General features: G+C 72.1%; 19 protein-coding genes. All 19 read left to right on the top strand.

The genetic code is table 11. The features are described 5' to 3' along the window. Window positions 1-71 precede the first annotated feature (71 nt). The 19 genes from rpoZ to gltB all read left to right on the top strand — a co-directional run bounded on the left by rpoZ (window position 72) and on the right by gltB (window position 21,260). Entirely contained in the window at window positions 72-329 is a 258-nt protein-coding gene (gene rpoZ, locus M3147_RS07065; protein ID WP_189084914.1) for a DNA-directed RNA polymerase subunit omega, read from the top strand. Window positions 330-359: 30 nt separating this feature from the next. Further along, window positions 360-1,604: a bifunctional phosphopantothenoylcysteine decarboxylase/phosphopantothenate--cysteine ligase CoaBC gene (coaBC, locus tag M3147_RS07060; RefSeq protein WP_251202959.1), complete on the top strand. Its 1,245-nt coding sequence runs from the start codon at window positions 360-362 to the stop codon at window positions 1,602-1,604. A gap of 2 nt (window positions 1,605-1,606) precedes the next feature. Then, window positions 1,607-2,800: a methionine adenosyltransferase gene (gene metK, locus M3147_RS07055; RefSeq protein ID WP_251202762.1), complete on the top strand. Its 1,194-nt coding sequence runs from the start codon at window positions 1,607-1,609 to the stop codon at window positions 2,798-2,800. 1 nt (window position 2,801) lies between these two features. After that, a complete protein-coding gene (locus M3147_RS07050; protein WP_251202761.1) occupies window positions 2,802-4,757 on the top strand; it encodes a primosomal protein N' in 1,956 nt (651 codons plus the stop codon). Window positions 4,758-4,851: 94 nt separating this feature from the next. After that, a complete protein-coding gene (fmt, locus tag M3147_RS07045) occupies window positions 4,852-5,778 on the top strand; it encodes a methionyl-tRNA formyltransferase (RefSeq protein ID WP_251202958.1) in 927 nt (308 codons plus the stop codon). Window positions 5,779-5,835: 57 nt separating this feature from the next. Beyond that, window positions 5,836-7,260 (top strand): transcription antitermination factor NusB, encoded by a 1,425-nt coding sequence (locus tag M3147_RS07040; protein WP_251202760.1) that lies wholly within the window; start codon window positions 5,836-5,838, stop codon window positions 7,258-7,260. A 38-nt stretch (window positions 7,261-7,298) separates the two neighbouring features. Continuing rightward, complete coding sequence (gene rpe / locus M3147_RS07035; protein WP_251202759.1) at window positions 7,299-7,967, top strand: ribulose-phosphate 3-epimerase; 669 nt, start codon at window positions 7,299-7,301, stop codon at window positions 7,965-7,967. Window positions 7,968-7,976: 9 nt separating this feature from the next. After that, entirely contained in the window at window positions 7,977-8,240 is a 264-nt protein-coding gene (locus M3147_RS07030) for a phosphoribosyl-ATP diphosphatase (protein WP_251202758.1), read from the top strand. Window positions 8,241-8,284: 44 nt separating this feature from the next. Next, on the top strand, window positions 8,285-9,124 hold the full coding sequence (gene hisG, locus M3147_RS07025; protein WP_251202957.1) for an ATP phosphoribosyltransferase: 840 nt from the start codon (window positions 8,285-8,287) through the stop codon (window positions 9,122-9,124). A gap of 10 nt (window positions 9,125-9,134) precedes the next feature. Continuing rightward, window positions 9,135-9,896: an imidazole glycerol phosphate synthase subunit HisF gene (gene hisF / locus M3147_RS07020; RefSeq protein ID WP_251202757.1), complete on the top strand. Its 762-nt coding sequence runs from the start codon at window positions 9,135-9,137 to the stop codon at window positions 9,894-9,896. Then, window positions 9,893-10,273, top strand: coding sequence for a phosphoribosyl-AMP cyclohydrolase (gene hisI / locus M3147_RS07015; protein ID WP_251202756.1), 381 nt, complete (start codon window positions 9,893-9,895; stop codon window positions 10,271-10,273). Before hisF ends, hisI begins: the two co-directional genes overlap by 4 nt. Next, the gene (locus M3147_RS07010; protein WP_251202755.1) at window positions 10,270-11,799 is read left to right on the top strand and encodes an anthranilate synthase component I; all 1,530 of its coding nucleotides are present in this window, start codon (window positions 10,270-10,272) and stop codon (window positions 11,797-11,799) included. Before hisI ends, M3147_RS07010 begins: the two co-directional genes overlap by 4 nt. Beyond that, window positions 11,796-12,503, top strand: coding sequence for a Trp biosynthesis-associated membrane protein (locus M3147_RS07005; RefSeq protein ID WP_251202754.1), 708 nt, complete (start codon window positions 11,796-11,798; stop codon window positions 12,501-12,503). The genes M3147_RS07010 and M3147_RS07005 overlap by 4 nt, the downstream gene beginning before the upstream one ends. A 31-nt stretch (window positions 12,504-12,534) precedes the next feature. Next, window positions 12,535-12,765, top strand: a complete 231-nt coding sequence (locus M3147_RS07000) for a DUF6704 family protein (RefSeq protein WP_251202753.1) — start codon at window positions 12,535-12,537, stop codon at window positions 12,763-12,765. A 2-nt stretch (window positions 12,766-12,767) separates the two neighbouring features. Beyond that, the gene (gene trpC / locus M3147_RS06995) at window positions 12,768-13,538 is read left to right on the top strand and encodes an indole-3-glycerol phosphate synthase TrpC (RefSeq protein ID WP_251202752.1); all 771 of its coding nucleotides are present in this window, start codon (window positions 12,768-12,770) and stop codon (window positions 13,536-13,538) included. 1 nt (window position 13,539) lies between these two features. Then, on the top strand, window positions 13,540-14,745 hold the full coding sequence (gene trpB, locus M3147_RS06990) for a tryptophan synthase subunit beta (RefSeq protein WP_251202751.1): 1,206 nt from the start codon (window positions 13,540-13,542) through the stop codon (window positions 14,743-14,745). Next, complete coding sequence (gene trpA, locus M3147_RS06985; RefSeq protein WP_251202750.1) at window positions 14,745-15,530, top strand: tryptophan synthase subunit alpha; 786 nt, start codon at window positions 14,745-14,747, stop codon at window positions 15,528-15,530. The genes trpB and trpA overlap by 1 nt, the downstream gene beginning before the upstream one ends. A 59-nt stretch (window positions 15,531-15,589) precedes the next feature. Beyond that, window positions 15,590-16,576: a prolipoprotein diacylglyceryl transferase gene (gene lgt, locus M3147_RS06980; RefSeq protein WP_251202749.1), complete on the top strand. Its 987-nt coding sequence runs from the start codon at window positions 15,590-15,592 to the stop codon at window positions 16,574-16,576. Window positions 16,577-16,685: 109 nt separating this feature from the next. Continuing rightward, window positions 16,686-21,260, top strand: coding sequence for a glutamate synthase large subunit (gene gltB, locus M3147_RS06975; RefSeq protein WP_251202748.1), 4,575 nt, complete (start codon window positions 16,686-16,688; stop codon window positions 21,258-21,260). Window positions 21,261-21,294 lie beyond the last annotated feature (34 nt).

The following is a 21,294-nucleotide window of genomic DNA, read 5'->3' as shown; positions in this document are numbered from 1 at the left end:
GCAGTTCGGGCGACCGGGCCACGATCTTTCGCGCACACCGCGTGCGCACCACCGAAGCGAGGAGTCACTCCATGGCTGAGAAGCTGTCCGGCATCATCGACCCGCCCATCGACGACCTGCTGTCGAAGGTCGACTCCAAGTACCAGCTGGTCATCTTCGCGTCGAAGCGTGCCCGCCAGATCAACGACTACTACGCCGATCTGCACGAGGGCAGCCTGTTCGACAACGTCGGCCCGCTCGTGGACTCGTCGATCGATGACAAGCCGCTCACCGTGGCGATGCACGAGATCAACGAGGACAAGCTGCGCCTGCGCCCCATCAGCGAGTAAGTCGACCGCGTGGCGAGCACGACGGGCCGGCTGAACATCGTCGTCGGCATCACCGGCGGCATCGCCGCGTACAAGGCGGTCGGGGTCGTGAGACAGCTCGTGCTCGGCGGACATGACGTGCATGTCGTGCCGACCGAGGCGGCGCTCCGCTTCGTCGGTCGGCCGACGCTCGAGGCGATCTCGCGCAACCCGGTGCACACCGAGCTGTACGAGGGCGTCGCCGAGGTGCGGCACGTCGCCATCGGCCAGGCCGCCGACCTCATCGTCATCGCCCCGGCGACCGCGAACACGATCGCGAAGCTGGCAGCCGGGCTCGCCGACGATCTGCTCGGCAACACCGTGCTCGCGAGCCGCGCCCCGCTCGTCGTCGCGCCGGCCATGCACACCGAGATGTGGGAGCACCCCGCGACTCGGGCGAACGTCGCGCTGCTGCGCGAGCGCGGCGTGACGATCGTGGGACCGGCCGAGGGGCAGCTCACCGGCACCGACCGCGGTCCCGGCCGCCTCGAGGAGCCCGAGGTGATCGTCGAGGCCGCGCTCGCCCGCTACGCCGCGGTGTCCTCGGCCGGCGAACTCGCCGGCCGTCGCGTCGTCGTGAGCGCGGGGGGAACCCGCGAGCCCCTCGACCCGGTGCGCTTCCTCGGCAACCGTTCGAGCGGCAAGCAGGGCATCGCGATCGCCGAGGCGGCCCGCGCCCGTGGGGCGGAGGTCACGCTCGTGGCCGCGAACCTCGAGGTCGCGCGCCCCGAGGGCTGTGACATCCGGGAGGTCAGCACGGCGCTCGAACTGCAGCGAGAGCTCGTCGACGCCGCAGTGGGCGCCGACGTGGTCGTGATGGCCGCAGCGGTCGCCGACTACCGCCCGGCCGCCGTCAGCGAGCAGAAGATCAAGAAGGACGGCTCGGGAGACGGGCTGACCCTCGAACTCGTGCGCAACCCCGACATCCTCGCCGGGCTCGGCGCCGCCCCGCACGCGGGCACGCTGCTCGTCGGTTTCGCCGCAGAGACTGAGCCCGACGACGAGCGGCTGCTCGAACTCGGCCGCGGCAAGCGTCGGGCGAAGGGCGCGGACCTGCTCGTCGTGAACCGGGTCGGCTGGACCGAGGGGTTCGCCGCCGACGAGAACCGGGTCATCATCATCGGTCGTGACGACGCGGTCGTCACACAAGCACACGGAAGCAAGGCGTCGGTGGCGGATGCCATCCTCGACGTGATTGTCTCGAAGCTGAATCCCGCGGCCGAGGCCGCACGCACCCCAGAAGGAACGTCGAGCTGAACATGAGCGCACTCCGCCTCTTCACGTCCGAATCGGTCACCGAGGGGCACCCGGACAAGATCTGCGACCAGATCTCCGACTCGATCCTCGATGCGCTGCTCACCACCGACCCGACCGCCCGCGTCGCCGTCGAGACGCTCGTCACGACGGGGCTCGTGCACGTGGCGGGCGAGGTCTCGACGTCCGGCTACGTCGAGATCCCCGCGATCGTGCGCGAGCGGGTCACGTCGATCGGCTACGACTCGTCCGATGTCTGGTTCGACGGCCGTTCCTGCGGCGTCTCCGTGTCGATCGGCGGGCAGTCGCCCGATATCGCCCAGGGAGTCGACCACGCGTTCGAGGCGCGCGAGCACGCGAGCGAGGACGCGCTCGACCGGCAGGGCGCCGGCGACCAGGGCATCATGTTCGGCTACGCCGTGCGCGAGACCCCCGAGCTCATGCCCGTGCCGATCTGGCTCGCGCACCGGCTCGCCGAACGGCTGGCCGACGTGCGCAAGGCGGGGGAGCTCGACTACCTCCGCCCGGACGGCAAGACCCAGGTGACGGTCGGCTACGAGGGGCAGACGCCGCGCAGCATCGAGACCGTCGTGCTGTCGACGCAGCACTCGCCCAAGGTGTCGACCGAACAGCTCCGTGCCGAGGTCGAGGAGCTCGTCATCCGCCCGGTCCTCGACACGGTGGAGCTCGCCCGCCCGGAGCTGCGCGTCCTCATCAACCCGACCGGTCGCTTCGAGATCGGCGGCCCGCAGGGCGACGCCGGGCTCACCGGCCGCAAGATCATCATCGACACCTACGGCGGGGCGAGCCGGCACGGCGGTGGGGCGTTCAGCGGCAAGGACCCCTCGAAGGTCGACCGCTCGGCCGCCTACGCGATGCGCTGGGTCGCGAAGAACGCCGTGGCCGCGGGGCTCGCCGACCGGCTCGAGGTGCAGGTCGCGTACGCGATCGGTGCGGCGGCGCCGGTCGGACTGTACGTCGAGACCTTCGGCACCGCGCACGTCCCCGAAGAGCGCCTCATCGGGGCGATCCGCGAGGTGTTCGACCTCCGCCCGGCCGCCATCATCCGCGACCTCGACCTGCTTCGGCCGATCTATGCGAAGACGGCGAGCTACGGCCACTTCGGCCGGGAGCTGCCCGACTTCACCTGGGAGCGACTCGATCGCGTCGATGCGCTCCGCTCGGCCGCCGGGATCTGAGATGCCCGGCGACCTCGTCGCCAGAGTGCTCGTCGACTCGCCCCTGCCGCAGCTCGACCAGCTCTTCGACTACCGCGTGCCCGAGCGTTTGCGAGCGTCCGTGCGCGCCGGCATGCGCGTGCGGGTGCCGCTGCGCACGGGCGGCCGCATCGCCAACGCCTGGCTCGTCGAGCTCAGTGACCACAGCGCGTACGACGGTCGGCTGAGCGAACTCGAGGACGTCGTCTCCGAGACCGCGATGCTCACGCCGGAGGTGTGGCGTCTCGCCCGTGCGGCGGCCGACCGTGCGGCCGGCAATGCGAGCGACATCCTGCGCGTGGCGATCCCGGGTCGTTACGTCCGTGCCGAACGCGCCTGGCTCGCCGCCGAGCCCGATCCGGGCCCGCTGCCCGTCGACCCGCCCGCTCCGCCCGGCGGAGCGGAGGGCGCGCTCGCGCGGGGCCTCGGCACGGGGGAGCGGATGGCCCTCGCCGCGGACGCCCGCCCCGTCCGGCTGCCCGACGGCACGTGGATCGGCGCGTGGGCGAGCGAGCTCGCCCTGGCTGCGGCGACGGTGCTCGCGGCGGATCGGAGCGTCATCCTCGTCGTGCCCGACTATCGCGACCAGGAGCAGCTCGAGGCGGCGCTCGGGGCGCTCGTCGACCCGCGCCGCGTGCTCCGGACCGACGCCCGGCAGACCGGCCCCGCGCGCTATCGCGCCTTCCTCGACGCCACCGGCGAGGCCGCCCGCATCGTCGTCGGCAACCGGTCCGCCGTGTACGCGCCCGCGTCGAGGCTCGGCCTCATCGCCTTCTGGGACGACGGCGACGGGCTCATGAACGAGCCGCTCTCACCGGGCGTCCATCCGCGCGACGCCGCGCTCATCAGGCAGGAGCAGTCGGGTGCCGCGCTGCTCTTCGCCGGCCACACCCGGAGCGTCGAGGTGCAGCGCCTCGTGGAGCTCGGCTGGGTTCACGACGTGCCGGTGCAGAAGCCCGTTCGGCCACGGGTCGTCGTCACCGAGCAGCAGGCGCAGACGGAACCGGGCTCGGCGCGTATCCCCTCGGCGGCCTGGCGCGAGGCGCAGGAGGCCGCCGGGCTCGGCCCGGTGCTCGTGCAGGTCGCCAGGCCCGGCAATGCGCCGCTGCTCGTGTGCGACCGTTGCCGCGAACAGGCCAAATGCACCGCCTGTCGCGGGCCGCTGGCGATCCCGCGCTCGGGTGGGGCGGCCGTCTGCACACTCTGCGGCACCGCGGCGAACGCGTGGCGCTGCCCGGTCTGCGAAGGCACCAAGCTGCGAGCGGCCACCGTGGGCGCGAGTCGCACGGCCGAGGAGCTCGGGCGGGCGTTCCCGCGCACCAGGATCATCCTCTCCGACGGCGAGCGGCCGATCCTTCGAGTGGGGCCCGAGCCGTCGCTCGTCGTCGCGACCCGGGGCGCCGAGCCCTTCGCCGACGGCGGATACCGGGCGGTGCTGCTCCTCGACGGCGAGCGGATGCTGCTGCGCGAGACCCTGCGGGTCGCCGAGGACTGCCTGCGCTGGTGGTCGAACGCCGCGGCGCTGGCGGCGCCCGGGGCATCGGTGTTCCTCGTCGGGGTCGCCGGCGAGCTCGCGTCCGCGCTCGCGACCTGGCGGCAGCCGGAGTGGGCGGCGCATGAGCTCGCCGCGCGGCGTACGCTGCGTTTCCCGCCGGCGGTCCGGGTGGCGAGCGTCACGAGCGTCCGGGATCGGCTCGCGCGGGCGCTCGACGCGGTCACCGCGGCCGTGCCCGGGGCGGATGTGCTCGGGCCGGTGCCGGTCGACGACGGGCTGGAGCGTGCGCTCGTCCGCTTCGACTACGCGCAGGGTGCCGCCGTCGCGAGAACCCTCGAGGCCGAGATGATCCGCGCGGCGACCGAGCGGCGGAAGCCGGTGGCCGGGCGTCAGGCCAAGCGGCCGATCCTCCGGGTGCGCTTCGACGATCCCGAGGTGCCCTGAGCGGGTCGCGGCCCGGCATCCGCACGATTCGCGCACCCGGGCGGCCGGAGCATCCGGAAGCCCGGCGATCCGGGAGAATGGCCGGGTGACCTCCCTGCGCCTCGTTTTCGCCGGCACGCCCGCCGTCGCCGTTCCGAGCCTCCGGCTGCTGGCCGATTCCCCGCACGAGATCGTCGGTGTCGTGACCCGGCCCGATGCGCCGCTCGGACGCAAGCGGGTGCTGACCGCGTCGCCCGTGGCTGCCGCCGCGGAGGAACTCGGGCTGCCGGTGATCAAGGCCGCGCGCCTGGACGCCGCGGCCACCGCCGCGATCACGGCGCTCGAGCCCGATCTCGGAGTGATCGTGGCGTACGGCGGGCTCGTCCGCGAGCCGCTGTTGAGCGCGCCCCGCCTCGGCTGGATCAACCTGCACTTCTCGCTCCTGCCGGCCTGGCGCGGCGCCGCGCCCGTGCAGCACTCGATCATCGCCGGCGACGAGGAGCACGGCGCCGCCGTCTTCCAGCTCGTGCCCGAGCTCGACGCCGGAGCGGTGTTCGCGGAACTCCGACGCCCGGTCGACCGGCATGCCACGGCGGGCGACACGCTCGACCGTCTCGCCGTGGAGGGCGCCGAGCTGCTCACCGCCGTCGTCGACGCCCTCGCCGACGGCACAGCGGTCGCGCAGCCGCAGCGCGGCGAGCCGAGTTTCGCCCCGAAGCTCTCACTGGACGACGGCCGCCTCGATTGGAGGCAGCCCGCCGGCCGCCTGCTCGACCGGTATCGCGGCGTCACGCCGGAGCCCGGCGCGTGGGGGATGCTCGATGGGGCGCGGGTGAAGATCCTCGAGGCCCGCCGCGTCGAGCCCGCCGAGGGGGCGACCGCGCTCGCGCCCGGTGAGCTGGCGCCCGAGCGTCGCCGACTGCTCGTCGGCACCGGCGACGCACCGATCGAGCTCGTCCGTGTGCAGCCCGCGGGCCGCAGCGCCATGGCGGCGGCCGACTGGGGCCGGGGGTTGGCGGCCGGCGCGAGCTTCGAGGTCTGAGCGGCGTCGTCCGCCCCCCGGTCCTCGGCGCCGTGTCCGGCCCCGTACAGTTGACGGGTGGTCAGGAAGCAGGAGCGCGGTGGACGCGACCGAGGGGCGGCGCCCCGCCAGGTGCGGGTGTCGCCCGCCCGAATCGTCGCGTACGAGGTGCTCGAGGCGGTGCGCGACGACGAGGCCTACGCGAACCTCCTGCTGCCGAAACGGATCGAGCGCTCCAAGCTGAGCCACGCGGACGCCGCGCTCGCGACCGAGCTCACGTACGGCACCCTGCGGATGCAGGGCTACTACGACCGCATCATCGAGCTCGTCTCCGAGCGGGATCGCACGGCGATCGACCCGATCGTGCTCGACATCCTCCGCCTCGGCGCGCATCAGCTGCTCGCGACCCGGGTGCCCGTGCACGCCGCCGTGAACGAGCAGGTCGTGCTTGCGAAGCGCCTCGCCCCCGCGGCGAGCGGCTTCGTGAACGGCGTGCTGCGCACGATCTCCCGCTCGACGCCCGCGGAGTGGCGCGGTTGGGTCGCCGATGAGACGGCGGGCGGCGAGTTCGAACGGATGTCGGTGCTCGAGAGTCATCCCGAATGGATCGTGCGCGCCTTCGCCCAGGCGCTCGAGCGCGAGGAGCGCGCCGAGGAGCTCGAGGCGCTCCTCGCAGCCGACAATGCGGCGCCCCGGGTCAACCTCGTCGCACTGCCGGGGCTCGGCGACGAGTCCGTCGAGGAGCTCGGCGAACCGAACCGCTTCTCGCCGATCGGCTTCACGGCCGCGGCGCCGTTCGAGCTCATCGCGGCGCACGAGGGGCGGATCCGCGTGCAGGACGAGGGTTCGCAGCTCGCGGCGCTCGCGCTGAGCCGGGCGCGCCCGGTCGAACCGGGGGAGCGCTGGCTCGATCTCTGCGCCGGTCCCGGCGGCAAGACCGCCGTGCTCGCCGCCGAGGCCCTCGCGGCCGACGCGGTGCTCGTCGCGAACGAGCTCGGCGAAACCCGGGCGGAACTCGTGCGCAAGGCCGTGGCGGGCGTCCCGCTCGACGTGCCGGTGCGGGTCGGCGACGGGCGCACGGTCGCCGCGGCCGAGCTCGGCTCGTCCGCCGGATTCGACCGCATCCTGCTCGACGCCCCGTGCACCGGCCTCGGCGCACTCCGCCGCCGCCCCGAGGCGCGCTGGCGCAAGCAGCCGAGCGATGTCGGCGAGCTCACGGCCCTGCAAGGCGAGCTCTTCGACCACGCGGTCGAGCTCCTCGCGCCCGGCGGGCTCCTCGCCTACGTCACCTGCTCGCCGCACGCGGCCGAGACGCACGGGACCCTCGCCGCCGCGATGCGTCGCTGGGCCGGGTCCGTGGAGGCTGTCGACACCCGCGCCGCCGTGGCGGCCGTCGCACGGGAGGAGCTCGACCTCTCGGGCGCGCCCGAGACCGTGCAGCTCTGGCCGCATCGGCACGGCACCGACGCCATGTTCATCGCGCTGGTGCGCCGGGTCGCCTGAGTCGTCGTCCCGCGTGGCCGCTCGCTAGGCTTCGAGCCATGACGACGCGCATCAACCCGAGCATCCTGGCCGCCGACTTCGCGAACTTCGAGCGGGAGCTCGATCGGATCGCGACGGCGGATCTCGTGCACGTCGACATCATGGACAACCACTTCGTGCCGAACCTGACCTTCGGCCTGCCGATGGTCGAGCGGCTGCAGCAGGTGAGCCCGATCCCGCTCGACGTGCATCTCATGATCGACGACCCCGATCGCTGGGCGCCGGGGTACGCCGAGGCGGGCGCGGCGAGCGTCACCTTCCACGCCGAGGCCGTCGCCGACCCGGTGGGGCTCGCCCGACGGCTCCGCCAGATCGGCGCTCGAGCCGGTATCGCGCTGAAGCCCGGCACCGCGGCCGAGCCGTACCTCGAGCTGCTCCCGGAGTTCGACCAGGTGCTCGTGATGACGGTCGAGCCCGGCTTCGGCGGCCAGTCCTTCATGCCGGAGACGATGCCGAAGCTGCGGCGCGTGGCCGACGCGGTGCGCGCTGCCGGTCTCGACGTCTGGCTCCAGGTCGACGGCGGGATCACGGTCGACACCATCGGGGTGGCCGCCGAGGCGGGAGCCGACACGTTCGTGGCCGGCTCGGCGGTGTTCCGCGGCGTCCCCGAGGAACAGATCGCGGCGCTACGGGCCGCGGCGTCCTCGCACGGTCACGCGCACCGGTAGCCTAGAAGGGTGAAGACCTTCGACGACCTCTTCGTCGAGCTCAGCGAGAAGGCCAGGACCCGCCCGGCGGGTTCCGGCACGGTGCGCGAGCTCGACGCCGGCGTGCACGCCATCGGCAAGAAGATCGTTGAGGAGGCGGCCGAGGTCTGGATGGCTGCCGAGTACCAGAGCGACGAGCAGACGGCCGAGGAGATCTCGCAGCTGCTCTACCACCTCCAGGTGCTCATGCTGGCCAAGGGCCTCGCGCCGGCCGACGTGTACCGACATCTGTGATCGCGCCCATGCCCGATCCGAACCGTCGACACGAAAGCCAGCACATGCTCCGCATCGCCGTGCCCAACAAGGGCTCGCTCTCCGACACCGCCGCCCAGATGCTCTGGGAGGCGGGCTACACCGGCCGTCGCGACCCGCGCGACCTGCACACCGCCGACCCGCGCAACGGGGTCGAGTTCTTCTACCTCCGCCCGCGCGACATCGCGACGTACGTCGGCTCGGGCGCGCTCGACGTCGGCATCACGGGCCGCGACCTGCTGCTCGACTCCGGCTCCGACGCCACCGAGATCGCCTCGCTCGGCTTCGGCGACTCCACGTTCCGCTTCGCGGCGCCTGCGGGCGGCTTCGCGACGCTCGAAGACCTCGAGGGCGTTCGCGTCGCCACGAGCTACCCGGGCCTCGTGGGTGACTTCCTCGCCCGCCACGGCGTGACCGCGAAGCTCGTGAAGCTCGACGGCGCCGTCGAGTCGGCGGTGCGCCTCGGCGTCGCCGACGCGGTCGCGGATGTCGTCTCGACCGGCTCCACGCTCCGCAAGGCGGGGCTCGAGATCTTCGGACCGGTGATCCTGCAGTCGGAGGCCGTGCTGATCGGCTCCGGCATCGACAAGCCCGGCACCGGCACGCTCGTGCGCCGTCTGCAGGGCGTGCTCGTCGCGCGTCAGTACGTGCTGCTCGACTACGACGTGCCCGTCGCGCACCTCGAGCAGGCCACCGCCGCGGCTCCCGGCTTCGAGTCGCCCACGGTCTCGCCGCTGCACGACCCGGACTGGGTCGCGGTGCGAGTGATGATCCCGCGCACCGACATGAACCACGTCATGGACGCGCTGTACGAGATCGGCGCCCGCGCCATCCTGGTCTCCGCGATCCACGCGGCCCGGTTGTGACGGTGGCACGATGAGCCTCGCCGTCCGGGTGATCCCGTGCCTCGACGTGGCCGCCGGCCGCGTCGTCAAGGGCGTGAACTTCCAGAACCTCCGCGACGCGGGCGACCCCGTCGAGCTCGCCGCCCGCTACGCGGAGCAGGGTGCCGACGAGCTCACCTTCCTCGACGTGACCGCGACGGTCGACGACCGCTCGACGACGTACGACATGGTGCAGCAGGTCGCCGAACAGGTCTTCATCCCGCTCACGGTCGGCGGCGGCGTCCGCTCGGCCGAGGATGTGGCGCGCCTCCTGGGCCACGGCGCCGACAAGATCGGCGTGAACAGCGCGGCGATCGCGCGCCCCGAGCTCGTCGCCGAGATCGCCGATCGCTTCGGCGCGCAGGTCGTGGTGCTCTCGCTCGACGTGAAGCGCTCGGAGGGCACCCCCTCCGGCTTCGTCGTCACCACGCACGGCGGTCGCACCGAGACCGAGCTCGACGCCCTCGACTGGGCCCGTCGGGCGATCGAGCTCGGTGCGGGGGAACTGCTCGTGAACTCGATCGACGCCGACGGCACCAAGGCCGGCTTCGACCTCGAGCTGACGGCGCTCATGCACGAGCTGTCGAGCGTGCCGGTGATCGCCTCGGGTGGGGCCGGCCGGGTGTCCGACTTCGCGCCGGCCATCGCCGCCGGCGCCGATGCGGTGCTCGCCGCCTCGGTGTTCCACAACGGCGAGGTCACCATCGGCGAGGTGAAGGCGGCGCTGGCCGCAGACGGGAGGACCGTGCGATGACGAGCACGACGGACGCCGCGATCGAGCGGGCCGCCTTCAACGCCGACGGGCTGCTGCCCGCGATCATCCAGCAGTGGGACACCGGCGAGGTGCTCATGCTCGGCTGGATGGACCGGGAAGCGCTCCGTCGCACGCTCAGCGAGGGCCGGGTGACCTTCTGGTCCCGCTCCCGTCAGGAGTACTGGCGCAAGGGCGACACCTCCGGCCACGCGCAGTACGTGAAGAGCGCCGCGCTCGACTGCGACGCGGACACCCTGCTCGTGCGCGTCGACCAGATCGGCGTCGCGTGCCACACGGGCACCAGGACCTGCTTCGACGGCTACCCCGTGCCGGTGACCGTGGGCGACGCGCCGGATGCCTCGGGAGGCGACGCATGACCAGCACGGCGACGACCACGTTCGAGGGCTTCCGGGGCATGCTCGACGGACGCCGAGTCGTGCCGGTCGTGCGCGAGCTCTTCGCCGACGGCGAGACGCCGGTCGGCATCTACCGGAAGCTCGCGGAGGGCCGGCCGGGCAGTTTCCTGCTCGAGTCCGCCGAGCAGGGCGGCATCTGGTCGCGCTACTCCTTCGTCGGTGTGGCCTCGCACGGCGTGCTGACCGAGCGCGACGGGCACGTCGAGTGGCTCGACCACGGCTTGCCCCGTGAGCGCGCCCTCGGCGACGCGACGGACCTCGCACCGCTCGCCGCGCTCGAGGCGCTGTACGAGCGGTGGGCCACTGACGACGTGCCGGGCGCGCCGCCGCTCACCGGCGGACTCGTCGGCTTCATCGGCTGGGAGGCCATCCGCCAGATCGAGCGGCTGCCGAACCAGCCGGCGGCCGACTTCCAGGTGCCCTCCCAGGCGTTCGCCTTCGTCTCCGAGCTCGTGGTCATCGATCACCGCACCGGCACGGTGCAGCTCGTGGCCTCGGCGCTGAACGACGGCGTCGACGACGCCGAGGCGCTCTGGGCGGACGCGCAGGCGCGACTCGACCGGATGCAGACGGAACTCGCCCGGCCGGCCGAGGCGAGGCTGGCGCGGGTCGACCTCGAGCTGACCGCGGCGCCCCGCCACCGCACCGAACGGTCCGACTTCCTCGCCGCCGTGGAGCGCTCGAAGGAGTACATCCGCGACGGCGACGTGTTCCAGGTCGTCATCTCGCAGCGTTTCGAGCAGGAGGTGACGGCGGACCCGGTCGACGTGTACCGCGTGCTCCGGAGTCTCAACCCGAGTCCGTACATGTACCTGCTCCACCTGGAAGACCCGTCGGGGGAGCCCTACTGGATCGTCGGCTCCTCGCCGGAGGCGCTGGTGAAGGTCGAGGACGGCCGGGTCTACACGCACCCGATCGCCGGGTCCCGCCCCCGAGGGGCGACCCCCGAGGAGGACGCCACGTTCGAGGCGGAGCTCGGGGCCGATCCGAAAGAGCGAGCCGAGCACCTCATGCTCGTCGACCTGGCGCGCAACGATCTCGCGAAGGTGTGCGTGGCAGGTTCGGTCGAGGTGACGGAGTTCATGCGAATCGAGAGGTTCAGTCACATCATGCACATCGTGTCCTCCGTCGAGGGCGACCTCGCGGCCGGGCGGAACGCGGTCGACGTGTTCCGCGCCACGTTCCCCGCGGGCACCCTGTCCGGAGCCCCGAAACCGCGGGCACTCGAGATCATCGACGAGCTCGAGCCCGCGCAGCGGGGCGTGTACGGCGGCGTGGTCGGCTACTTCGGCTTCGGCGGCGACGCCGATCTCGCGATCGCCATCCGTACCGCGCTCATCCAGGGCGGCGTCGCCCGCGTGCAGGCCGGCGGCGGACTCGTCGCCGACTCGGTGCCCGAGGCCGAATTCCAGGAATCGGTGAACAAGGCCGCCGCACCGCTCAAGGCGGTCGCGGTCGCGAACGCCATGCAGCGGGTCGGCGCATGACCCCGGGGCGCAGGAAGCTCACCGCCCTCCTCGGCGCGATCGGCGGCGGCGGGCTCGCGATGCTCAGCTGGAGCCAGACGTGGTTCGAGCTGCTCCTCGTCCCCGGAGCGGGCGGCGACGGCACGGCCATCGCCGTCAGCGGCCAGCTCGCCTCCCCGGCCCTCGCGGCGCTCGGCCTCGCGGCGCTCGCGCTGGCCGCGGCGCTCGCCCTCGCCGGTCCGGGGCTGCGCATCGTCCTCGGCGTGCTCGAGTTCCTGCTCGGCGGTTGCGTCGTGCTCGCCGCCTCGCTGACCCTCGCCGATCCGGTGGCCGCCGTGGCGCCCGCCGTGACGGAGGCGACCGGGGTGACGGGCGCCGAGCCGACCGCCGCCCTCGTGGCGGGCGTTGACGCGAGCCTCTGGCCGGTCGCTGCGTTCGTCGGCGGGGCCCTGCTCCTGCTCTCGGCACTGCTCGTGTTCCTGACGGGATCGACGTGGCCGTCCTCGTCGAGCCGCTACGGGAGCACGAAGCTCCGCCAGGACGGGCGCGCCGAGCTGTCGAGCCGCGACCGTGCCGTCGAGGAATGGGACGATCTGAGCCGCGGCGACGACCCGACCGACGAGGACGACGCGTCCGGCGACGGACCCGAGCTGGCTGACGACCCGACCGACCCGACCGGTCGACCGGGCGTGCGGGGCGACGAGCCCGGCGCGTCCGACCGGTAGACTTGTCAAGACCCCGCAACGAAGGAGCACCATGACCACTGAGCACGCAGACCCCGGCCACGGACACTCGCCCGCGGCGTGGACGGCCGTCGTGATCATGCTCGTCGCGTTCACGATCGGTACGGTCGCGTTCTTCTTCGAAGTGGAGTGGCTCGTCTGGGCCTCCGCGGGCCTGCTCGTCGCCGGCGTCCTGGTCGGCTGGGCGCTGGCCAAGGCCGGCTACGGCGTCGGCGGGGCCAAGAGCTCCGTCAGCTCGCACTGACCGTGCTCGCCGAGCTGACGGCGAACGCCTTCGCCGACGCCGAGGCGCGCCGGCAGACCCGCCCGCTCGCCGAGGTCGAGCGCGCGGCGCTGGCACGCCCGGCCGCGATCGACGCGCTCGAGGCGCTGCGGCCTGCCGATCGGGTGAAGGTGATCGCGGAGATCAAGCGATCGAGCCCGTCGAGGGGCGCGCTCGCCTCGATCGCCGACCCGGCCGCGCTCGCGCGCGACTACGAGCTCGGCGGCGCGAGCGCGATCAGCGTGCTCACTGAGGGGCGTCGATTCGGCGGTTCCCTCGACGACCTCGAGGCCGTGCGCGACGCGGTCGCGCTGCCGGTGCTGCGCAAGGACTTCCTCTCGACGCCGTACCAGGTGTTCGAGGCGCGTGCGGCCGGCGCCGACCTCGCGCTGCTGATCGTCGCCGCGCTCGACGACGCGACCCTGGCCGAGCTGTACGCGCTCATCACCGAGCTCGGCATGACGGCCCTCGTCGAGGCGCACTCGGCCGAAGAGCTCGACCGGGCCGCCGCGCTCGGTGCGGGGCTCATCGGGGTGAACGCGCGCGACCTCAACACCTTCGAGCTCGACCGCGACCTGTTCGGCCGGCTCGTCGACCGCTTCCCCGACGGCGCGATCCGCGTCGCGGAGTCCGCGGTGCTCTCGCCCGACGACGTGGCGCACTACCGCCGGGCCGGCGCAGACGCCGTGCTCGTGGGCGAGGCGCTCGTCACGAGCGACCCGGTGGCCACCCTCTCTGCATTCCTGGCGGTGTGACATGGCGCTTCGAGACGCCCACGGTCCGTACTTCGGCGACTTCGGCGGGCGTTTCGTGCCCGAGTCCCTCGTCGCCGCCCTCGACGAGTTGTCGGAGGCCTACGAGCTCGCGAAGCTCGACCCGGCCTTCGACGAGGAGCTCGCCGAGCTCGGCCGGAGCTACACCGGCCGGCCGTCGATCATCACCGAGGCTCCCCGGTTCGCGAAGCATGCCGGCGGCGCGCGCGTCATCTTGAAGCGCGAGGACCTGAACCACACGGGTTCGCACAAGATCAACAACGTCCTCGGACAGGCGCTGCTCACGAAGCGCATCGGCAAGCAGCGCGTCATCGCCGAGACCGGGGCGGGCCAGCACGGCGTCGCGACCGCGACCGCGGCCGCACTGTTCGGTCTCGAGTGCACGATCTACATGGGCGAGGTCGACACCGAACGTCAGGCGCTGAACGTCGCGCGGATGCGGCTGCTCGGCGCCGAGGTCGTGGCCGTGAAGACCGGTTCGCGCACGCTGAAGGACGCGATCAACGACGCGATGCGCGACTGGGTGACGAACGTCGAGACGACGAACTACGTCTTCGGCACGGTCGCCGGCCCGCACCCGTTCCCCGAGATGGTGCGCGACTTCCAGAAGATCATCGGCGAGGAGGCGCGGGCGCAGGTCCTCGAGCTGACCGGCGCCCTTCCGACCGCGGTGGCGGCCTGCGTTGGCGGCGGCTCGAACGCGATCGGCATCTTCCACGCGTTCCTCGACGACACCGACGTGCGGCTCGTCGGCTTCGAGGCCGGCGGCGAGGGGGCCGAGACCCCGCGGCACGCGGCGACCATCACGAAGGGACGCCCCGGCGTGCTGCACGGCGCGCGGAGCTACCTCCTGCAGGACGAAGACGGTCAGACGATCGAGTCGCACTCGATCTCCGCCGGCCTCGACTACCCGGGCGTCGGCCCGGAGCACTCCTGGCTCGCAGCGCTCGGCCGTGCCGAGTACCGTCCGGTGACCGATGCGGCGGCCATGGAGGCGCTCCGACTGCTGACGCGCACGGAGGGCATCATCCCGGCGATCGAGTCGGCGCACGCGCTCGCGGGCGCGCTCGAGCTCGGTCGCGAGCTCGGCCCGGAGGCCGTCATCCTGGTGAACCTCTCCGGCCGCGGCGATAAGGACATGGACACGGCCGCGGAGTACTTCGGCCTCTACGACGGAGAGCAGGCGTGATGCGGACGGTCGGCGAGGTCATCGCGCGGCGCAATCGCGAGGCGCGCGGCGCGCTCATCGGATATCTGCCGGTCGGCTTCCCGACGTTCGACGAGAGCGTCGAGGCGGCCGTCGCCCTCGTCGAGAACGGCGTCGACGTGCTCGAGCTCGGCCTGCCGTACTCCGACCCGGTCATGGACGGCCCGGTCATCCAGGCGGCGACGCAGCAGGCGCTGCAGAACGGCTTCCGCATCGCCGACGGGTTCGAGGCGGTGCGCCGCATCACGGAGCGCACGGATGCTCCGGTGCTGATCATGACGTACTGGAACCCCGTCGTGCAGTACGGCGTCGACCGCTTCGCGGACGAGCTCGCGGCCGCCGGGGGTGCCGGGCTCATCACGCCCGACCTGATCCCCGACGAGGGGGCGGACTGGCTGGCCGCGACCGAGCGCACCGGGCTCGACCGGGTGTTCCTCGCCGCGCCGACGTCCACCGACGCCCGCCTCGCGAAGACCGTCGCGGCGAGCCGCGGCTTCGTCTACGCCGTGTCGACGATGGGCATCACCGGCGCACGCGCCGACGTCGATCGTGCGGCGCGTGGGCTGGTCGGACGCCTGCACGACGCGGGCGCCGAGGCGGCCTGCGTCGGCGTCGGCATCTCGACCGCGGCCCAGGTCGCCGAAGTACTCGAGTACGCCGAAGGCGCCATCGTCGGATCGGCGCTGGTCGCGGCGGTCGCGGACGGCGGTGCGGCGGCGGCGGGCCGCCTCGCGGCCGAGCTCGCGCGCGGCACGCGCCCGGAGTGAAGTACGCTCGTGTGGGCCGTCGTGGCGGCCGCACCACCTGACGAAAGGCAGTCGACGGCGTGATCGCACCGTTCAGCATCCCGAGCCCGGACTACTCGTGGCAGGTCCTCGAGCTCAATCTCTTCGGGTGGCAGCTCGACATCCGCACGTACGCCCTGTGGATCCTGCTCGGCATCATCCTCGCGGTCATCATCACCTCGCGCCGGCTCACGAAGCGCGGTGCCGAACCCGGCATCGTGCTCGACGTCGCCCTCTGGGCGGTGCCGCTCGGCATCATCGGTGCACGGTTCTACCACGTCTTCACGCACCCGAACGACTACTTCGCCGGCCAGGAATGGTGGAAGATCTTCGCGATCTGGGAGGGCGGCAACGCCATCTACGGCGCCCTCATCGGCGGCGCCGTCGGCGTGCTGATCGCCTGCCGCATCACGGGCCTGCGCTTCCTCTCCTTCGCCGACGCCCTCGCACCCGGTCTGCTCGTCGCGCAGGCCGTCGGCCGCCTCGGCAACTGGTTCAACCACGAGCTCTTCGGCGCGCCGACCGATCTGCCCTGGGGGCTCGAGATCGAGTACTCGAACCCGGCGTGGCCGCAGGGCCTCCCGGAAGGCACGCTGTTCCACCCCACCTTCCTCTACGAGATCATCTGGAACCTCGCCGGGGTCGCGGTCATTCTGCTCCTCGAGCGCAAGGGCGGCCTCCGCTGGGGCAAGGCCTTCGGCGTGTACCTCATCTGGTACGGGCTCGGTCGCTCCTTCCTCGAGTCGATCCGTGTCGACCCGAGCGAGATGTTCCTCGGGATCCGTTCGAACGTGTGGGCCTCGTTCGCGGCCGTCATCATCGGCGTCATCCTGATCATCGTGCAGTCGCGCCGGCACACGGGACTGGAGCCGAGCGTCTACTCGCCCGGCCGTGAATGGCAGCGGCCCGATGCTGTTGTAGACTCTGACGAAATCGAGTCCGAATCGGACTCGCTCGACGACGGCGTCGAGTCTGAGAACGCCCCTGAGTCGGCCGCCACAAGCCCAGGCCGCTCGTCCTCCGTCTAGGAGTCAGTCCCCGTTCTCCCGCAGCGGCGCCGCACCTCGTGCCGTGCAGATCCCTTGCGAAGGGCCGACGGCGTCCCCTCCTTTTCCGCTTGCTGAGAGGACGGTTCCCGTGTCGCTCACCCCTCCCTTCTCGCGGTTCGGCACCGTGCCGGCCGCACAGGGCCTGTACGACCCAGCCGCCGAGAAAGACGCCTGCGGGCTCGCGATGGTCGCGACCCTGCGCGGCACCGCCGGGCACGACATCATCACCGCGGCGCTCGACGCGCTGCGGCACCTGGAGCACCGCGGTGCCGTCGGTTCGGACGCCGGCACCGGCGACGGCGCGGGCATCATCACCCAGATCCCCGACGAGTTCCTGCGCGCGGTGACCGAGTTCCCGCTGCCTCCGGCAGGGGAGTACGCGGTCGGCAACGCCTTCCTCCCGGTCGACCCGACGACCCGCAGCCGCGTCAAGCAGTCGCTCGCCCGCCTCGCGACCGAGGAAGGGCTGACGGTGCTCGGCTGGCGCGAAGTACCGGTCCGGCCCGAGCAGCTCGGCACGCTCGCACGGCAGGCGATGCCCGCCGTCCAGCAGCTCTACGTGCGCGCCGGCTCGGTCGACGGCGTGGCGCCGGTGGCCGGCATCGCGCTCGACCGGCTCACCTTCCGGCTGCGCAAGCGCGCCGAGCGGGAGCTCGAGCTGTACTTCGCCTCGCTGTCCTCGCGCACCATGGTCTACAAGGGCATGGTCACGACGCTGCAGCTCGAGCCGTTCTATCCCGACCTGTCCGACGAGCGCTTCGCCTCGAAGCTCGCCCTCGTGCACTCGCGGTACTCGACGAACACCTTCCCCTCGTGGCCGCTCGCGCAGCCGTTCCGCATGATCGCGCACAACGGGGAGATCAACACGATCCAGGGCAACCGCAACTGGATGCGGGCGCGGCAGTCGCAGCTCGAATCCGAGCTCCTCGGCGAGCTCGACCCGATCCTGCCGATCGTGACGCCGGGAGCGAGCGACTCCGCCTCGTTCGACGAGGTCGTCGAACTGCTGACCCTGTCGGGGCGCAGCCTGCCGCACGCGGTGATGATGATGGTGCCCGAGGCCTGGGAGAACCAGACCGGCATGGATGCCGAGCGCCGCGCGTTCTACGAGTACCACTCGATGCTCATGGAGCCGTGGGACGGCCCCGCGGCGATCGTCTTCACCGACGGCTCCCTGGTCGGCGCGACGCTCGACCGCAACGGACTCCGTCCCGGCCGGTACCTCGTGACCGACGACGGCCTCGTCGTACTGGCGAGCGAGATCGGCGTGCTCGACATCGAGCCCTCGCGCATCGTCCGCAAGGGCCGCCTGCAGCCGGGCCGCATGTTCCTCGTCGACACCGAGGCCGGCCGCCTGATCGAGGACGACGAGATCAAGCGCGAACTGGCCGCGGCCTCGCCCTGGGGCGAATGGCTGGATGAGAGCCGCATCCGACTCGCCGAGCTCCCCGAGCGCGAGCACATCGTGCACCCGCCGGCCTCGGTGAACCGTCGCCAGCGCACCTTCGGCTACACCGAGGAAGAGGTGAAGATCCTGCTCGCGCCGATGGCGCGCACCGGGCAGGAGCCGCTCGGGGCGATGGGGTCCGACACCCCGATCGCGGTGCTCGCGCAGCGCCCGCGCCTGCTCTTCGACTACTTCACCCAGCAGTTCGCGCAGGTCACGAACCCGCCGCTCGACTCGATCCGCGAGGCCGTCGTGACCTCGCTCGGCACGGGGCTCGGCCCGGAGCGCAACCTGCTGACGGCGGGCCCCGAGCACGCCAGGCAGGTCTCGCTCGACTTCCCCGTGATCGACAACGACGAGCTCGCGAAGATCGTGCACATCGACCCGGCCCCGGGCTCGCGCACGACGGTCACCATCCGCGGCACCTACCGCTTCGACGAGGGCCCCGACGCGATGCGCGATCGCCTTGCCGCCATCTGTCGCGAGGTCGACGAGGCGATCGTCGAGGGCGCGTCCTTCATCGTGCTGAGCGACCGCGACTCCAACAAGGACCTCGCGCCGATCCCGTCGCTGCTCATGCTCTCGACGGTGCACCACCACCTGATCCGCGCGGAGACGCGGATGCGCGTGGGGCTCATCGTCGAGGCGGGCGACGTGCGCGAAGTGCACCATGTCGCGCTCCTCATCGGCTACGGCGCCTCCGCGGTGAACCCGTACCTCGCGATGGAGACCTGCGAGGATCTCGTGCGCTCCGGCGTCATCGCCGGAGTGAGCCCCGAAGACGCGGTGCACAACGTGATCAAGGCGCTCGGCAAGGGCGTGCTGAAGATCATGTCGAAGATGGGCATCTCGACCATCGCGTCCTACGCGGGCGCGCAGGCCTTCGAGGCGATCGGCCTCTCGCAGGAGTTCATCGACGAGTACTTCACGGGCACCACCTCGAAGCTCGGCGGCATCGGCATCGACGTGATCGCGGCCGAGAACCTCACCCGGCACACCGAGGCCTACCCCGAGGACGTCGCAGTGCGCGCGCACGAGCGGCTCGCGACCGGTGGCGAGTACCAGTGGCGCCGCGACGGCTCGCCGCACCTCTTCAACCCCGAGACCGTGTTCCGCCTGCAGCACTCCACGCGCAACCGTCGCTACGACGTGTTCCGGGAGTACACCGATCTCGTCGACTCGCAGGCCGAGGAGCTCATGACGCTCCGCGGCCTGTTCGCCCTCCGCAGCGGGGTGCGCCCGCCGGTGCCGCTCGACGAGGTCGAGCCGGTGTCGTCGATCGTGAAGCGCTTCTCGACCGGGGCGATGAGCTACGGTTCGATCTCGAAGGAGGCGCACGAGACCCTCGCCATCGCGATGAACCGGCTCGGTGCGAAGTCGAACACGGGGGAGGGCGGTGAGGATCTCGACCGGCTCCTCGACCCCGAGCGTCGCAGCGCCATCAAGCAGGTCGCCTCCGGCCGGTTCGGCGTGACCAGCATGTACCTCACGCACGCCGAGGACATCCAGATCAAGCTCGCCCAGGGCGCGAAGCCCGGCGAGGGCGGTCAGCTCCCGCCGACGAAGGTGTACCCCTGGGTCGCCCGCACCCGGCATGCGACCGCGGGCGTCGGCCTGATCTCCCCGCCGCCGCACCACGACATCTACTCGATCGAGGACCTGAAGCAGCTGATCTTCGACCTGAAGCGGGCGAACCCGAAGGCGCGAGTGCACGTGAAGCTCGTGAGCCAGTCGGGGATCGGCGCCGTCGCGGCAGGCACGGCGAAAGCCCTCGCCGACGTCATCCTGGTCTCCGGGCACGACGGCGGCACCGGAGCGAGCCCGTTGAACTCGCTGAAGCACGCCGGCACCCCGTGGGAGCTCGGCCTCGCCGAGACGCAGCAGACGCTCATGCTGAACGGCATGCGCGACCGCGTCGTCGTGCAGGTCGACGGTCAGCTGAAGACCGGTCGCGACGTCGTCATCGGCGCCCTGCTGGGAGCCGAGGAGTTCGGCTTCGCCACGGCGCCGCTCGTGGTCGAGGGATGCATCATGATGCGCGTCTGCCATCTCGACACCTGCCCCGTCGGCGTCGCGACGCAGAACCCGGAGCTGCGCAAGCGCTTCACCGGCAAGCCCGAGTTCGTCGTGAACTTCTTCGAGTTCATCGCGGAGGAGGTGCGGGAGCACCTCGCCGCGCTCGGCTTCCGCTCCATCGACGAGATCATCGGCCGGCGCGAGCTCCTCGACGTCGACCGGGCCGTCTCGCACTGGAAGGCCTCGGGGCTCGACCTCACGCCCGTGCTCATCGGCCCGGACTTCGCCGACGCCGAACCGCGCAAGCACGGCCGCGCGCAGGACCACGAGCTCGACGAGCACTTCGACAACGAGCTGATCGCCCGGGCCCGGCACGTGCTCGAGCAGGGCGGCCACGTCGAGATCGAGCTGCCGATCAAGAACACCGAGCGGGCGGTCGGCACGATGCTCGGCCACGAGGTGACCTCGCGGCACGGGGCGAACGGGCTCCCGGAGGGCGCGATCGAGGTCACCCTCGCCGGTTCCGCGGGCCAGTCGCTCGGCGCCTTCCTCCCGGCCGGCATCACGCTGCGGCTCGAGGGCGATTCGAACGACTACGTCGGCAAGGGCCTCTCCGGCGGGCGCATCGTGGTCCGCCCCGCGCCGACCGCGACCTTCGACGCCGAGCGCAACGTCATCGCCGGCAACGTGATCGGCTACGGCGCGACCCAGGGCAGCATGTTCATCCGCGGCATCGTGGGCGAGCGTTTCCTGGTGCGGAACTCCGGTGCCACGGCCGTCGTCGAGGGCGTGGGCGACCACGCGCTCGAGTACATGACGGGCGGCCTCGCGCTGATCCTCGGCGAGACCGGCCGCAACCTCGGCGCGGGCATGTCGGGCGGCACGGCGTACGTGCTCGGCCTCGACGAGGCCCGGGTGAACCGCGAGTCGCTCGCGAGCGGCGAGCTCGAGCTCCTGGAACTCGGCTCCGCCGACCGCGAGATCGTGCGCGACCTGCTCGAGCAGCACCTCGCCGAGACGGGTTCCGCCGTGGCGGCATCCCTCCTCGAACAGGGCGAGGCGGCCTTCGACCGCTTCACCAAGGTGCTGCCGCGCGATTATGCGGCCGTGCTGCAGACGCGGCAGAGCGCCGTCGACGAGGGGCTCGACCCCGACGGCGACGTGGTCTGGTCCCGCATCCTGGAGGTCACGGGTGGCTGAGACGCGCACGAACACGAATCCGAACGGCAACACG

Source organism: Agromyces mediolanus (genome assembly GCF_023715325.1).
Lineage (GTDB): Bacteria > Actinomycetota > Actinomycetes > Actinomycetales > Microbacteriaceae > Agromyces > Agromyces mediolanus_A.
Note: the sequence above shows the minus strand (reverse complement) of the source record. Positions and strands in the feature narration are given on the sequence as shown.